This is a genomic window from Microbacterium sp. UCD-TDU (assembly GCF_000340625.1).
Classification (GTDB): domain Bacteria; phylum Actinomycetota; class Actinomycetes; order Actinomycetales; family Microbacteriaceae; genus Microbacterium; species Microbacterium maritypicum.
This window is the reverse complement of record NZ_KB454447.1, coordinates 74,782-89,652: the sequence shown is the minus strand read 5'-3', so window position 1 is coordinate 89,652 and position 14,871 is coordinate 74,782. Positions and strand designations below refer to the sequence as shown.

Sequence of the window (14,871 nt, the reverse complement as noted above, 5' to 3'; positions counted from 1 at the left end):
AGAGTGCGAACCCACCGACGAAGGAAGCCGCCCTCCCCGATGATTCCGGGAGGGCGGCTTCTTTCGTCTTCGCGACGGGAGTGTCAGCGCTTCTCGAGCTCTTCAGCGACGAGGAAAGCGAGCTCCAGCGACTGCATGTGGTTCAGTCGCGGGTCGCACAGGCTCTCGTAGCGCGTGGCCAGGGCCGCTTCGTCGATCTGCTCCGACCCACCGAGGCACTCGGTGACGTCGTCACCGGTGAGCTCGACGTGGATGCCGCCGGGGAACGTCCCCACGGCACGGTGCGCTTCGAAGAAGCCCCGCACCTCGTCGACCACGTCGTCGAAGCGACGAGTCTTGTAGCCGGTCGGCGTGGTGATGCCGTTGCCGTGCATCGGGTCGGTGACCCACAGCGGCTGCGCGCCGGAGTCGCGAACGGCCTCGAGCAGGGGCGGAAGAGCATCGCGGATCTTGCCCGCTCCCATGCGGGTGATGAACGTCAGTCGGCCAGGCTCGCGCTCGGGATCCAGCTTGTCGATCAGCGCGAGGGCGGTGTCCGGCGACGTGGTCGGCCCGAGCTTCACACCGATGGGATTGCGGATCTTGGAGAAGTAGTCGACGTGCGCGCCGTCGAGCTCGCGCGTGCGCTCTCCGATCCAGAGGAAGTGCGCAGACGTGTTGTACGGAGTGTCCGTGCGCGAATCGATACGCGTCATCGGGCGCTCGTAGTCCATGAGCAGGCCCTCGTGCCCGGTGAAGAACTCGACGCGCTTCAGCTCGTCGAAGTCCGCGCCCGCGGCCTCCATGAACTTGATCGCGCGGTCGATCTCGGCGGCCATGCGCTCGTAGCGCTGATTGGCCGGGTTCTGCGCGAAGCCCTTGTTCCACGAGTGCACCTCGCGGAGGTCGGCGAAACCACCCTGCGTGAACGCGCGGATCAGGTTCAGCGTGGACGCGGCCGTGTGGTAGCCCTGGAGCAGGCGGCCGGGGTCGGCCGTGCGGGACCCCTCGGTGAAGTCGTAGCCGTTCACGATGTCGCCGCGGTAGGCCGGCAGCGTGACATCGCCACGGGTCTCGGAGTCGCTCGAACGCGGCTTCGCGAACTGTCCCGCCATGCGGCCCATCTTGACGATGGGCATCGAGGCGCCGTACGTCAGCACGACGGCCATCTGCAGCACGGTCTTGATGCGGTTGCGGATCTGTTCGGCGGTGGCCCCTGCGAAGGTCTCGGCGCAGTCGCCGCCCTGGAGCAGGAATGCCTGACCGGATGCGGCGCGAGCGAGCCGGTCGCGAAGGTTGTCGACCTCGCCGGCGAAGACCAGAGGCGGAAGGGTCGCGATCTGCTGGGAGACGTCGGCGACGCGGTCCGCGTCGGGCCACTGCGGCTGCTGCTTGATGGGAAGCGAGCGCCATGCATCAAGGGCTTCGATGTGGTGCGGGAGCATGCGTTCCAGCCTAGTGGTCGCTGGTGCCGCCCAGATCCGCGCGAGGCCTATGTGACGCGACTGGGGAGACGCTCCTTGACGGTCGAGGCGTAGACGTCTTCGTACTTCTGCTCGCCGAGCCGCTGCAGTGCCACCATGATCTCATCGGTGACCGATCGCAGGATGTAGCGATCGTTCTCCATCCCCGCGTAACGGGAGAAGTCGAGAGGCTCTCCGATCACGATTCCGACGCGCACGATGCGCGGGAGCCGTCGGCCGATGGGCATCGCGGTGTCGGTGTCGACCATGATCACGGGCACGACAGGGACCTTCGCCTCGAGCGCCATCCTGGCGATGCCGGTGCGCCCTCGGTAGAGCTTGCCGTCCGGGCTGCGCGTGCCCTCGGGGTAGATCCCGAGCAGGTCGCCTCCGCCGAGAACCTGGAGCCCCGTGTTCAGCGAGGCCTCGGAGGCCTTGCCACCCGATCTGTCGATGGGGATCTGCCCTGTGGCCTTCATGAAGAACTTCGTCGCCCAGCCTTTGATACCGCGGCCGGTGAAGTAGTCGCTCTTTGCGAGGAAGGACATCGACCGGTCGATCACCAGGGGAAGGAAGATCGAATCGGCGAAGGAGAGGTGATTGCTCGCGAGGATCGCCGCGCCGTTCGCGGGCACGTTGTTCCGCCCCACGATCCAGGGGCGGAATACCGCCTTGACCACGGGGCCGATCACCACGTACTTCATCAGCCAGTAGAACATCGTGGTGAAGTCTAGCGCCGCGCCCGGCGTCTGTCGGAAGCCTCTTCCCGCGTCGAGTCCGCGCGCGACCCAGTTTCACCCAAGGCGCGACTCGGTTCCATGCCCTAGACTCGTAGCCAAGTCCGTGCCCGACCGGTACCGAAGGAGCTGCCGTGGTCCAGTTTGAAGTCCCTGCGATCGTCCCCGCCGATCCCGACGCGAACGTCGCCGACCTTCTGGTGAAGCGCGTCGAAGCCACCCCTGATCGTGCGCTGTTCTCGGTCCCCGAGGGAGACGGCTGGCGCGACATCTCCGCCGCGGACTTCCAGACGGCCGTGATCGCGCTCGCGAAGGGCTTCGCCGCTGCAGGCATCCGCCCGGGCGAGAAGGTCGGCTTCCTCGCACGCACGACGTACGAATGGACGCTCGTCGACTTCGCGCTCTTCTACGCCGGTGCGGTGATGGTGCCGATCTACGAGACCAGTTCGCCCTCACAGATCCAGTGGATCCTCGAGGATTCCGGAGCGATCGCGCTCATGGTGGAGTCGCCGGAGCACTTCGCCCGTGTCGACGAGGTCCGCGGCGACCTTCCCCTGATCCGTGAGGTGTGGCAGCTGCATCTCGGAGCCATCGACACCCTGACCGCGCAGGGCGCCTCGGTGACCGACGCCGAGATCGAGCGCCGGCGCAGTCTGGCGGTCGGATCCGACATCGCGACCCTCATCTACACGTCGGGCTCCACCGGGCGCCCGAAGGGATGCGTGCTCACGCACAGCAACTTCGTCGAGTTGTCCCGCAACTCGGCCAAGGCCCTGGATGAGGTCGTCCAGACGCCCGGAGCCTCCACACTCCTCTTCATCACGACCGCGCACGTGTTCGCTCGGTTCATCTCGATCCTCGACGTCCACGCGGGTGTGCGCACGGGCCACCAGCCCGACACCCGCCAGCTCCTGCCGGCACTCGGATCGTTCAAGCCCACCTTCCTCCTCGCGGTCCCCCGTGTGTTCGAGAAGGTCTACAACTCCGCGGAGCAGAAGGCCGAGGCCGGCGGCAAGGGCAAGATCTTCCGGGCCGCGGCCGACGTCGCCATCGAGCATTCCCAGCTGCTGGAGGCGGGCAAGCCCATCCCCTTCGGGATGAAGCTCAAGTTCGCCCTGTTCAACAAGCTCGTCTACAGCAAGCTCCGCGAGGCCATGGGCGGCAACGTCGTCTACGCGGTCTCGGGCTCCGCTCCCCTCGGCTCTCGGCTCGGGCACTTCTTCCACAGCCTCGGCGTGGTGATCCTCGAGGGCTACGGCCTGACCGAGACCACCGCTCCCGCCACCGTGAACCTGGCCGACAAGTCGAAGATCGGCACCGTCGGTCCCGCGCTCCCCGGCGTCGGCGTGCGTCTCGCGGACGATGGCGAGATCGAGGTCCGCGGCATCAACGTGTTCAAGGAGTACTGGAACAACCCCGAGGCGACAGCCGAGGCCTTCAGCGAAGGCGGCTGGTTCCACACCGGCGACATCGGCAGCTTCGACTCCGAGGGCTTCCTGACGATCACGGGGCGCAAGAAGGAGATCATCGTCACGGCCGGCGGCAAGAACGTCGCACCCGCGGCGCTCGAGGACCCGATCCGCGCGAACCCGATCATCGGCCAGGTGGTCGTCGTCGGCGATCAGCGTCCGTTCATCTCGGCGCTCGTGACGCTCGACCCCGAGATGCTCCCGACATGGCTGGCGAACAACGGCCTCGACGCGAAGATGTCGCTCGTCGAGGCCTCGAAGAACGCGGGTGTGCGCGCCGAAGTGCAGCGCGCCGTCGATGCCGCGAATGCTCGCGTCTCGCGTGCGGAGTCGATCCGCAAGTTCACGATCCTCGACTCCGAATGGACAGAGGCCTCGGGACATCTGACCCCGAAGCTCTCGATCAAGCGGAACATCATCATGAACGACTTCGCCGACGAGATCGCCGCGATCTACGACGAGCCCGTCGCGACGACGAACGTCCCGATCGGCGGCTGACGCTCCGAGAGCGAAGAAGGGCCCCGCAGCTGCGGGGCCCTTCTTCGTGCTCTGAGAGTCAGAACCAGGCGCTTTCGCGCACCTCACGCATGGCGACCTTGCGCGTCTGCGGATCGAGACGGGTCAGGAAGAGCTTGCCGTCGAGGTGATCGGTCTCGTGCTGCAGCGCCTGTGCGAGCAGGCCGTCCCCCTCGAGGACGACGGGGTTGCCGTCGAGGTCGATCCCCTCGACACGAGCCCAGGGATGACGCTGCGCGTCGTGCCAGAGTCCGGGGACCGAGAGGCAGCCCTCCCCCGTCGGCTCGGGCTCTCCGCGCACCTCGGTCAGGACCGGGTTGATCACGTAGCCGATATCGCCGTCGATGTTGTAGCTGAAGGCGCGCAGAGCGACACCGATCTGGGGCGCAGCGACTCCGGCGCGACCGGGCAGCTCCACGGTGTCGACCAGGTCTGCCACCAGCGCACGCACTCCGTCGTCGATCTCCTCGACCGGCGCACAGACCGCCCGCAGAACGGGGTCTCCGAAGATGCGGATCTCGCGGACGGCCATCAGGCGGCCTTGGCCCGCAGGCCCTCGACGAGCAGCGCGGCGAGTTCACGGGCTGCGATCCGCGTCTCCGGCAGGAGATTCGCGAACACGATGGTCCCGCCCCCGGCGATCTGCGGGTCGTAGGGCACGCGCACGACGCTCCGCGCCCGAGTGGCGAAGTGGGCCTGCAACTCGTTCAGGCGCACGAGCGGCGTCCCCGGCGTCGACTGGTTGAGCACGACGATCGCCTCGCGCGCCTGCTCCTCGTACCCGTTGGTCTCCAACCACGTGAGCGTCTCGGAGGCGAGCCGGGCTTCGTCGACGCTGAGACCGGAGACGATGACGATCTGATCGGCGAGATCGAGAGTCGCAGACATCACCGAGTGCACGATGCCCGTGCCCGTGTCGGTGAGGACGAGCGAGTAGTAGTGAGCGGCGACGCCGGCCACATCCCGGTAGTCGCTGTCGCTGAAGGCCTCGGCGATGCGAGGGTCGGCATCGGAGGCGAGGACGTCGAGGCGGGTCGCATCCCTCGCCACGATCGCGGAGATGTCGTGATATCCCTTGACGTCGTCGTGGATGCGGACGAGGTCGCGCACGGACTTGCTGTGGTGCGGGCGCACGATGCGCTCCGCGAGCGTTCCGCGGTCGGGGTTGGCGTCGACCGCGATCACACGATCCTCGCGGGCGTCGGCGAGAGCCATGCCCAGCAGCGCGGTGATCGTCGTCTTGCCCACTCCGCCCTTACGGGACAGCACGGGGACGAATCGCGCTCCCCCGGCGAGTGGTGCCGCGATCCTCGCCGAGAGCGCCTTCCGCTCCCGCGCACGGCGACCGTCGCCGATGTTGATGCGCCGACCGGAGACGGCGTAGAGGAAATGACTCCACGCCCCCTCGGGCTCCGGCTTCGTGATGCGGTGCGGGTCGAGCAGCCGGTCGGCGGTGAGCAGATCGGCGGACTCGCGCGAGGACTCGCCCAGATCGTCCAGGCGCTTCGAGGTCAGCGTCACATCCGCTCGCGCTGCCGCCCGAGCGGGCTGCGGCACGACGGACCTCTCTTCAGGAGTGGACACGGTGGTCTCCTTCTCGGTGGCCGCCTGCACGGCGGATGCCGGTGCCGGCGGAGCCGTCTCGATCTCGGACCGAGCTTTGGCGAGGAACTGGGCGGCGGCGGCTTCCTCCGCTGCGCGCTGGTCGGCGGTGTCACGATCGTCGGCGATCGTCTCGGACACCTGGTCATCGACGACGACCGCATCGACGACCGCATCGACGATGGCATCCGATTCGAGTGCCGTCACCTCGATCACGATCGGTTCGATGACGAGCGGCTCATCGATCACGCCCGTGACGACAGCCGGTTCCGCAGGAGCCTCGGCCTCTGACGCCGCCTCGACGACCCGGGCTTCGTCCGGCTCCGCATCCTGCGCGACGGCGACGGCTGCGGGCACCGGGTCGGGACGGGGTGCTTTCGGAAGCGTCTTCGTCTTCGTCTTCGATTCCACGGCGGGGGGCGGATCGATCACGAGGTCGCCGATGACCTCGCCGTCGACCACACCGTCGTCGGCGAGGTCATCGTCGTCGTCGCTCCTGGGCAGGGTCACGCTGACCTGGGCCGTCCCGCCGAGGATGCCGATCACTGCCGTGTCGAGAGACGCGGCTTCGTCGAGCACCCCCAGCGAGTTCTCCTCGGGGTCAGTGGTGTTCTTCGGTGTCACGATGTCGCTCCAAGCCTGCGCGGGCCTCGGGTGGGCACGAATGCGCGGCCCTCGCCCGCACAAGATTAGTGCGCCGGGCGGATCACGACCAAAAGATCTCCTGCATCCACCTGCTGGGTCTCGGCGATCGCGTGCCGCTCGACGACGCCGTCGACGGGGGCGGTGATGGCCGCCTCCATCTTCATCGCCTCGATGGATGCGACGGGTTCGCCGGCCCGGACAGTGGCCCCGACCTCGGCCTTCAGAGTGACGACGCCGGAGAACGGGGCGGCCACCTGACCAGGAACGGAGGTATCGGCCTTCTCGACCTCGAGAGCGTCGACCTTGATCGAACGGTCGCGGACGAACACCGGACGCAACTGCCCGTTCAGAGTCGTCATGACGGTGCGCATGCCCTTGTCGTCGGCATCGCCGATGGCCTCGAGTCCGACATACAGGCGCACACCGCGATCGATCTCGATCTGGTGTTCCTGCCCCGCGACGAGACCGTAGAGGTAGTCACTGGTATCGAGCACCGAGAGGTCGCCGAACAGTTCCCGACGCTCGGCGAACTCCGCGGTGGGCGCGGGGAAGAGCAGCGTGTTGAGGCGCGTCCGCCGCTCGGCGCTGGTTCCGGCGAGTGCTGCTTCGTCGTCTGCCGTGATCGCGGTGAGGCCGGTGCGCACGGAGCGCCCGGCGAGGACCTTGGTGCGGAAGGGCTCCGGCCATCCCCCGGGCAGGTCGCCGAGCTCGCCCGCCATGAAGCCGACGACGGAGTCCGGAACGTCGTACTTCTCGGGGTTGGCCTCGAAGTCGGCAGGGTCGGCCTTCACGGCCGCGAGGTGGAGGGCGAGATCGCCGACGACCTTCGACGACGGCGTCACCTTGGGCACGCGACCGAGGATGCGGTCGGCCGCGGCGTACATGTCCTCGATGAGTTCGAAGTCGTCGGCGAGGCCGAGCGCCTTCGCCTGCTGTCGCAGGTTCGACAGCTGACCGCCGGGGATCTCGTGGTGGTAGACGCGCCCGGTGGGACCGGGAAGACCCGACTCGAACGGTGCGTACTGGCGACGGACCGCCTCCCAGTAGGGCTCGAGATCGGAGACGGCGTCGAGCGAGATCCCGCTGTCGCGCTCGGTGTGCGCGAGCGCGGCGACGAGAGACGACAGCGACGGCTGGCTCGTGGTCCCCGAGAGCGGCGCAGACGCGGCGTCAACGGCATCGACGCCGGCGGCGCTGGCCGCGAGGAGCGTCGCGAGCTGACCGCCGGGGGTGTCATGCGTGTGCAGATGGACAGGAAGATCGAATCGCTCACGCAAGGCCGCGACCAGCTTCGCGGCGGCGGCCGGACGCAGCAGACCCGCCATGTCCTTGATGGCGATGATGTGCGCGCCCGCGGCGACGATCTGGTCTGCGAGGCCCAGGTAGTAGTCGAGGGTGTAGAGGTCTTCCGCCGGATCCAGCAGGTCGCCGGTGTAGCAGAGCGCCACTTCGGCGACGGCGGTCCCCGTGTTGCGGACCGCTTCGATCGCCGGGCGCATCTGCTCCACGTCGTTGAGTGCGTCGAAGATGCGGAAGATGTCGACGCCACTGGCAGCGGCCTCCGCGACGAACGCCTCGGTCACGGCTGTGGGGTACGGCGTGTAGCCGACCGTGTTGCGACCGCGCAGCAGCATCTGGATCGCCACGTTGGGCAGCGCCGCACGGAGTTTGTCGAGGCGCTCCCAGGGGTCCTCCCCGAGGAAGCGCAGCGCGACGTCGTAGGTGGCACCGCCCCATGCCTCGACCGAGAGCAGACCGGGAGTGAGCCTCGCCAGGTACGGCGCCGCGGCGACCAGGTCCTTGGTGCGCACGCGTGTCGCGAGGAGCGACTGGTGGGCGTCGCGGAACGTGGTGTCGGTGACCGCCAGGGCCGTCTGCGCACGCAGGCTGCGGGCGAAGCCCTCAGGTCCCAGCTCGAGCAGGCGCTGGCGCGAACCCGGTGCCGGCTCGGAAGTCAGATCGACGGCAGGCAGCTTGGTGACCGCGTCGACGACCCCGGGGTGGACGCCGTGCGGCTTGTTCACCGTGACGTCGACCAGCCAGTTGAGGAGCTTCGTCCCGCGGTCCTTCGAGACGCGGCCGCGCAGCAGCTCGGGGCGTTCGTCGATGAACGACGTGCTGACGTCGCCCGCGATGAAGGCCTCATCTTCCAGAAGCGCCTGGAGGAACGGGATGTTCGTCGAGACGCCGCGGATGCGGAACTCCGCGAGAGCACGACGTGCGCGAGCGACGGCGGCCGGGAAGTCGCGCCCACGGCAGGTGAGCTTGGCCAGCATGGAGTCGAAGTGGGGGCTGATCTGGGCCCCCTGGTGGACCGTGCCGCCGTCGAGGCGGATGCCGGCACCGCCGGGAGAACGGTACGTGGTGATCTTGCCGGTATCGGGGCGGAATCCCTGCGTCGGGTCCTCCGTGGTGATGCGGCACTGCAGTGCCGCGCCGCGCAGATGCAGGTTCTCCTGCTGCAGGCCGAGGTCGGCGAGGCTCTGGCCGGAGGCGATCCGCATCTGGCTCTGCACCAGGTCGACATCGGTCACCTCTTCCGTGACCGTGTGCTCGACCTGGATGCGCGGATTCATCTCGATGAAGACGACCTCACCGGTGCGCTCCCCCGCCGTCTCGAGCAGGAACTCGACCGTTCCGGCGTTCTCGTAGCCGATGGAGCGGGCGAAGGCGACGGCGTACCCGTGCAGGGCCGTCCGCACGCTGTCGTCGAGGTTCGGCGCCGGAGCGATCTCCACCACCTTCTGGTGGCGTCGCTGCACCGAGCAGTCACGCTCGAAGAGGTGCACGGTCTCGCCGGTCTTGTCGGCGAGGATCTGCACTTCGATGTGCCGAGGCCGAACGACCGCCTGCTCGAGGAACATCCGTGCGTCGCCGAAGGCGCTCGCAGCTTCCCGCATCGCCTCGGCGAGAGCGGGAGCGAGGTCGCCTGCGGTCTCGACCCGACGCATCCCGCGCCCTCCGCCGCCGGCCACGGCTTTGGCGAACAGCGGGAATCCGATGTCCTCGGCCTGCGCCACCAGAGCCTCGACGTCGTCCGATGCCTCGGTGGAGCGGAGGACGGGGACACCGGCCTCGGTCGCGTGACGCTTCGCCTCGACCTTGTTGCCGGCCATCTCGAGAACGTGGGCAGGAGGTCCGATGAACACGATGCCGTTCGCCGCGGCCTTCTCCGCGAGCTCCGGGTTCTCGGAGAGGAACCCGTAACCGGGGTAGATCGCATCCGCACCGGACTCGAGCGCGACGCGGATGATCTCGTCGACGTTCAGGTATGCGCGCACAGGATGCCCGCGCTCACCGATCTCGTAGGCCTCATCGGCCTTGAGCCGGTGCACGGAGCCGCGGTCTTCATGCGGGAACACCGCGACGGTGCGCGCCCCCACCTCGACTGCCGCACGGAAGGCACGGATCGCGATCTCGCCGCGATTCGCCACAAGGATCTTCTGGAACATGCACACCTCTGGGAGCTCGATGCGCAGCGTTTTCGATGCGCATGGGGCGGGGCTGAGTGTTCCCCCAGCCTAGGGGAAGGTAACGTGGTGTCCGTGCACGTACTCAGCGTCAGCTCTCTCAAGGGAGGCGTCGGCAAGACGACCGTGACACTCGGGCTGGCCTCAGCGGCTTTCGCCCGAGGAGTCCGGACTCTCGTCGTCGACCTCGACCCGCAGTCCGACGTCTCCACCGGGATGGACATCCAGGTGGCCGGACGACTCAACATCGCCGACGTCCTGGCGAACCCGAAGGAGAAGGTCGTCCGTCAGGCGATCACCTCCAGCGGCTGGGCGAAGGTGCACCCCGGAACGATCGATGTCCTCATCGGCAGCCCCTCGGCGATCAACTTCGACGGTCCGCACCCGAGCGTGCGCGACGTGTGGAAGCTCGAAGAGGCGCTCGCATCCGTCGAAGCCGACTACGACCTCGTGCTCGTCGACTGCGCACCGTCTCTGAACGCGTTGACCCGCACCGCATGGGCGGCGAGTGACCGCGTCATGGTCGTCACCGAGCCCGGACTGTTCTCCGTCGCCGCGGCCGACCGTGCCCTTCGCGCGATCGAGGAGATCCGCCGCGGCCTCTCGCCTCGTCTGCAGCCTCTCGGCATCGTCGTGAACCGCGTGCGCCCCCAGTCCATCGAGCACCAGTTCCGCATCAAGGAGCTGCGCGACATGTTCGGGCCTCTCGTGCTCTCCCCGCAGTTGCCGGAGCGCACGTCGCTGCAGCAGGCGCAGGGTGCTGCCAAGCCGCTGCACATCTGGCCGGGAGACTCCGCGCAGGAGCTCGCGGCCGACTTCGACCAGCTGCTCGACCGGATCATCCGCACCGGACGCATCGCCGTCCCCGAGAGCGGTCAGCAGAGCTGACCCTCCCGGGCGCACGCAGCGAAACGGCCATCCTCTTCGAGGACGGCCGTTTTCTGTATGACGCGCGAAGTCAGGCGGAACGCTTGGTGCGACGCGCCGACAGTTCGTCGACGGGGTCGGGAGCGGTCGCATCGAAGGCGACGAGCGTCGACTCGACCTCGCGGAGCACCTTGCCGACGGCGATGCCGAACACTCCCTGACCACGGCTGACGAGGTCGATGACCTCGTCGTTCGAGGTGCACAGGTAGACCGAGGCTCCATCGCTCATGAGCGTGGTGCCTGCGAGGTCGCGGATGCCGGCGCGACGGAGTTCGTCCACGGCCGTGCGGATCTGCTGCAGCGAGATGCCGGTGTCGAGAAGGCTCTTCACGAGCTTGAGGACGAGGATGTCCCGGAAGCCGTAGAGCCGCTGCGAGCCGGAACCGCTCGCTCCGCGGACAGTGGGCTCGACCAGCTCGGTGCGTGCCCAGTAGTCCAGCTGTCGGTAGGTGATGCCGGCGGCACGAGCAGCGACAGCGCCGCGGTATCCGACCTCATCATCCATGGCGGGAAGACCGTCGGTGAAGAGGAGTTCGGGTACGAACCGCGGGTCGCCTGTGAGCTCATCCGCATTCATCTGAAATCCTCCCTGGAACGGTTATCTTCCACGGTAGAGCAGTGCCTGGGCACCGGCAATCACATCCGTGGGACGGCGAAGGTGTGTCGCAATCAGTTCGTTACGAAAGCACTCGCGAGAGCGCGTCCTTGACGAAGAGCGAGCGCACTTCATCGATGCGCGAGGCGAGCTCGGGGGCGAGCTCGCTGGCCTTCGCACGGGAGGCGGCGTCGGTCCGGCGCAGCAGCGCGGACATGGCGGATTCGATGAGGGCGACCTCGCGTTCGGCCCCCTGGCGCAGCGAGCGGAGGTGCCGCGGCTCGATGCCGTGACGATCCAGTCCGACGAGACCGCGCAGCAGCGTGACCGTCGTCTCGGGGTAGCTCTCCTGAGCGGTGATGACGCCGGTGCTGATCGCGTCGTTGAGAAGCTGGGGCCCTGCTCCGGCAGCAGCCAGGAGCTCGTCGCGGCGATAGCGGCGCGGCGTCGGAGCGATCGACGGCGGCGGCACGAGCGCGGTCGCATCCCCGCCGGCGTCGGCTTCATCGAGCTGTTCGCGGATCACGCTCAGCGGCAGGTAGTGGTCGCGCTGCAGCGTGAGCCCGAGACGCAGCCGCTCGATGTCGGAGGCCGAGAACTTGCGGTAGCCGGACTCCGTGCGAGACGGGGTGACGATCCCCTGCACCTCGAGGAAGCGCAGCTTGCTGGAGGTCAGGTCGGGAAACTCCGGGGTGAGCCGTGCGAGCACCTGGCCGATACTCAGCAGGCCCGCGGACGCAGAGCGTTCGCGGGCGGGAGAGGCCGCCATCAGGCGTTCGCCGCCAGGCGGTCGTGCGGAGAGGCGAAGAAGTTCAGGCGGAACTTGCCGACACGGAGTTCGGAACCGTCCACCAGCGCGCTGCGGTCGACGCGCTCGCCGTTGACATACGTGCCGTTGAGCGAACGCTGGTCGATGATCTCGAACGTCGAACCGGTGCGAGTGATCTCCGCGTGACGACGCGAGACCGTCACGTCGTCGAAGAAGATGTCGGCCTCGGGGTGACGTCCGACGGTCGTCACGTCGGTGTCGAGAAGGTATCGCGCTCCGGCGAGAGCGCCGGAGCGGACCAGCAGAAGCGCCGATCCCGCAGGCAGAGCGGCGATCGCCGTCTGCTCGACGTCGGTGAGCTCCACTCCGAACGGCACGAACGACAGATCGGAATCATGTCCGAACGTCTGCGTAACGTCGTGTCTCTGCTCACCGGAACGGTGGATCGCGGCTTCTCCGGCCGGTCGGCTGTCGCTGTCAGTCACTGTGCCCTCCTGATTGTCCAGACTAACGGATGCCGAGCCGCTCGCGGGAGGCCGCTTTCACACTCAGCGGTCCCATACCGAGGATTCATAGGCTGTACTCGTGAAGACCAAAGCTCTGAGCCGCTCGGCTGCCCCGATCGCCCTCGCCGCGACACTGCTCGCTGCCTTTCTCGTTCTCCTCTCCCCGGTTTCGGCCTCGGCGCACGACGCGCTCGTTTCGTCGTCGCCGGCGGCTGATGAGTCGGTCGACGTCGTGCCCGCCACGCTGACGCTCACCTTCAGCGCCAAGCTGATCGGCGGCGAAGGCTCCACCGAGGTGGTCGTGACCGACCCCGACGGCAATCAGGTCACCGACGGCGCGGCGACGGTCGACGGCGCGATCGTCACCCAGCCGCTGAAGGGATCGGGACCGGCCGGCGCCTACCACGTGATCTGGAAGGTCGTCTCCAGCGATGGGCACCCCACGTCGGGCGAGTACTTCTTCACGGTCAACGTCGGCGACGCGGCGACCACGGATGAGCCCACCGCTGCACCGTCGACGGCCGCGCCCACCGCGGAGCAGACTGCCGCTCCCGAGGTCACCAGCGCGCCGAGCACGGACGCAGACGACTCCGCCGGCGCCTCCGCGGCGATCTGGATCGTCTCGATCATCGCCGTCCTGGTCGTCGCCGGCGTGGTCGTCTGGATCGTCATGAGCCGCCGTCGCGGCACGACTGCGACCGATTCCGACCCGTCCTCCGAGCGATAGGCTTAAGGCATGCCACACTACGACGTCGTCATCCTTGGTGCAGGTCCTGGCGGATACGTCGCTGCGGTTCGCAGCGCGCAGCTCGGTCTCTCCACCGCCATCATCGAGGAGAAGTACTGGGGCGGTGTCTGCCTCAACGTCGGCTGCATCCCCTCCAAGGCGCTCCTGAAGAACGCGGAGCTCGCACACACCCTGAACCACAAGGCGGAGTTCTTCGGGATCTCCGGCGAGTTCACGATCGACTTCGGCAAGGCCTTCGACCGCAGCCGCGAGGTCGCAGAGGGCCGTGTCAAGGGCATCCACTTCCTGATGAAGAAGAACAAGGTGACCGAGTACAACGGTCGCGGCACCTTCACCGGCCCCAAGGCGATCTCGGTCGCCAAGGCCGACGGCCAGGTCGAAGAGGTCACCTTCGACAACGTCATCATCGCCACCGGCTCCAAGGTCCGCCTGCTGCCGGGTGTCACGCTCAGCGAGAACGTCGTGACGTACGAAGAGCAGATCATGACCCGTGAGCTGCCCGAGTCGATCGTCATCGTCGGCGCCGGCGCCATCGGCATGGAGTTCGCCTATGTTCTGACGAACTACGGCGTCAAGGTCACGATCATCGAGTTCCTCGACCGCGCGCTGCCCAACGAGGACGCCGATGTGTCGAAGGAGATCACGAAGCAGTACAAGAACTACGGCGTCGACATCCTCACCTCGACCAAGGTCGAGTCGGTCGTCGACAACGGCTCCTCCGTCACCGTCACCTACACCGGCAAGGACGGGCAGCAGAGCTCGATCGAGGCCGGCAAGGTGCTCATGTCGGTCGGATTCGCCCCGAACATCGAGGGCTTCGGCCTCGAGAACACCGGAGTGAAGCTGACCGAGCGCGGCGCCATCGACATCGACGACCACATGCGCACCAATGTCGAGGGCATCTACGCCATCGGCGACGTGACCGCCAAGCTGCAGCTCGCCCACGTGGCCGAGGCTCAGGGCGTCGTCGCTGCCGAGACGATCGGCGGCGCGGAGACCCAGACGCTGGGCGACTACCGCATGATGCCGCGTGCGACGTTCTGCTCTCCGCAGGTCGCGTCGTTCGGTCTCACCGAGCAGCAGGCCAAGGACGAGGGGCGCGAGATCAAGGTCGCCACCTTCCCGTTCATGGCGAACGGCAAGGCACACGGCCTCGGCGAGCCGGTCGGCTTCGTCAAGCTGATCGCCGACGCCGAGCACCTCGAGCTCATCGGCGCCCACATGATCGGCCCGGACGTGTCGGAGCTCCTGCCCGAGCTGACTCTGGCTCAGAAGTGGGATCTGACGGCACTGGAACTGGCCCGCAACGTGCACACGCACCCGACGCTGTCGGAGGCGCTGCAGGAGGGCTTCCACGGCCTGGCCGGCCACATGATCAACTTCTGATCTCTTCCGCACGAAGGCCCGGTCCGCGATACGCGGACCGGGCCTTCGTGCGTCGTGGT

The 14,871-nt window shown here is 67.6% G+C and carries 12 protein-coding genes; 4 read left to right on the top strand and 8 right to left on the bottom strand.

What is annotated here, in order from left to right:
* Positions 1-83: 83 nt before the first annotated feature.
* Positions 84-1,424: a class II 3-deoxy-7-phosphoheptulonate synthase gene (locus tag D514_RS30770; protein WP_017830214.1), complete on the bottom strand. Its 1,341-nt coding sequence runs from the start codon at positions 1,422-1,424 to the stop codon at positions 84-86.
* Positions 1,425-1,471: 47 nt separating this feature from the next.
* Complete coding sequence (locus D514_RS30765; RefSeq protein ID WP_017830213.1) at positions 1,472-2,161, bottom strand: 1-acyl-sn-glycerol-3-phosphate acyltransferase; 690 nt, start codon at positions 2,159-2,161, stop codon at positions 1,472-1,474.
* A 152-nt stretch (positions 2,162-2,313) separates the two neighbouring features.
* On the opposite strand from D514_RS30765, the gene D514_RS30760 reads away from it, so the two are divergent.
* Positions 2,314-4,146, top strand: coding sequence for a long-chain fatty acid--CoA ligase (locus D514_RS30760; protein WP_017830212.1), 1,833 nt, complete (start codon positions 2,314-2,316; stop codon positions 4,144-4,146).
* Positions 4,147-4,204: 58 nt separating this feature from the next.
* On the opposite strand, the gene def is transcribed toward D514_RS30760, so the two are convergent.
* The 3 genes from def to D514_RS30745 all read right to left on the bottom strand — a co-directional run bounded on the left by def (position 4,205) and on the right by D514_RS30745 (position 9,863).
* Positions 4,205-4,696, bottom strand: coding sequence for a peptide deformylase (gene def / locus D514_RS30755; protein ID WP_017830211.1), 492 nt, complete (start codon positions 4,694-4,696; stop codon positions 4,205-4,207).
* Positions 4,696-6,390: a MinD/ParA family protein gene (locus D514_RS30750; protein WP_017830210.1), complete on the bottom strand. Its 1,695-nt coding sequence runs from the start codon at positions 6,388-6,390 to the stop codon at positions 4,696-4,698. The genes def and D514_RS30750 overlap by 1 nt, the downstream gene beginning before the upstream one ends.
* 65 nt (positions 6,391-6,455) lie before the next feature.
* On the bottom strand, positions 6,456-9,863 hold the full coding sequence (locus D514_RS30745; protein ID WP_017830209.1) for a pyruvate carboxylase: 3,408 nt from the start codon (positions 9,861-9,863) through the stop codon (positions 6,456-6,458).
* 93 nt (positions 9,864-9,956) lie between these two features.
* On the opposite strand from D514_RS30745, the gene D514_RS30740 reads away from it, so the two are divergent.
* The gene (locus D514_RS30740; protein WP_028501500.1) at positions 9,957-10,769 is read left to right on the top strand and encodes a ParA family protein; all 813 of its coding nucleotides are present in this window, start codon (positions 9,957-9,959) and stop codon (positions 10,767-10,769) included.
* 70 nt (positions 10,770-10,839) lie between these two features.
* Here D514_RS30740 and D514_RS30735 read toward each other — a convergent pair whose 3' ends face one another.
* The 3 genes from D514_RS30735 to D514_RS30725 all read right to left on the bottom strand — a co-directional run bounded on the left by D514_RS30735 (position 10,840) and on the right by D514_RS30725 (position 12,657).
* A complete protein-coding gene (locus tag D514_RS30735) occupies positions 10,840-11,385 on the bottom strand; it encodes a MerR family transcriptional regulator (RefSeq protein ID WP_017830207.1) in 546 nt (181 codons plus the stop codon).
* A gap of 100 nt (positions 11,386-11,485) precedes the next feature.
* The gene (locus D514_RS30730) at positions 11,486-12,172 is read right to left on the bottom strand and encodes a MerR family transcriptional regulator (RefSeq protein ID WP_017830206.1); all 687 of its coding nucleotides are present in this window, start codon (positions 12,170-12,172) and stop codon (positions 11,486-11,488) included.
* Positions 12,172-12,657: an FHA domain-containing protein gene (locus D514_RS30725; RefSeq protein WP_017830205.1), complete on the bottom strand. Its 486-nt coding sequence runs from the start codon at positions 12,655-12,657 to the stop codon at positions 12,172-12,174. The genes D514_RS30730 and D514_RS30725 overlap by 1 nt, the downstream gene beginning before the upstream one ends.
* Before the next feature lie 100 nt (positions 12,658-12,757).
* Here D514_RS30725 and D514_RS30720 point away from each other — a divergent pair, with 100 nt between their 5' ends.
* Positions 12,758-13,405, top strand: coding sequence for a copper resistance CopC family protein (locus D514_RS30720; RefSeq protein ID WP_017830204.1), 648 nt, complete (start codon positions 12,758-12,760; stop codon positions 13,403-13,405).
* A gap of 9 nt (positions 13,406-13,414) precedes the next feature.
* Positions 13,415-14,812, top strand: a complete 1,398-nt coding sequence (gene lpdA, locus D514_RS30715) for a dihydrolipoyl dehydrogenase (protein WP_017830203.1) — start codon at positions 13,415-13,417, stop codon at positions 14,810-14,812.
* Positions 14,813-14,871: the final 59 nt, after the last annotated feature.

Bases quoted from the DNA above. Each gene is read 5' to 3' on its own strand.
- def (WP_017830211.1), bottom strand. From the start codon at position 4,696: ATGGCCGTCCGCGAGATCCGCATCTTCGGAGACCCCGTTCTGCGGGCG.
- D514_RS30730 (WP_017830206.1), bottom strand. From the start codon at position 12,172: ATGGCGGCCTCTCCCGCCCGCGAACGCTCTGCGTCCGCGGGCCTGCTG.
- lpdA (WP_017830203.1), top strand. From the start codon at position 13,415: ATGCCACACTACGACGTCGTCATCCTTGGTGCAGGTCCTGGCGGATAC.
- D514_RS30765 (WP_017830213.1), bottom strand. From the start codon at position 2,161: ATGTTCTACTGGCTGATGAAGTACGTGGTGATCGGCCCCGTGGTCAAG.
- D514_RS30735 (WP_017830207.1), bottom strand. From the start codon at position 11,385: ATGAATGCGGATGAGCTCACAGGCGACCCGCGGTTCGTACCCGAACTC.
- D514_RS30745 (WP_017830209.1), bottom strand. From the start codon at position 9,863: ATGTTCCAGAAGATCCTTGTGGCGAATCGCGGCGAGATCGCGATCCGT.
- D514_RS30770 (WP_017830214.1), bottom strand. From the start codon at position 1,424: ATGCTCCCGCACCACATCGAAGCCCTTGATGCATGGCGCTCGCTTCCC.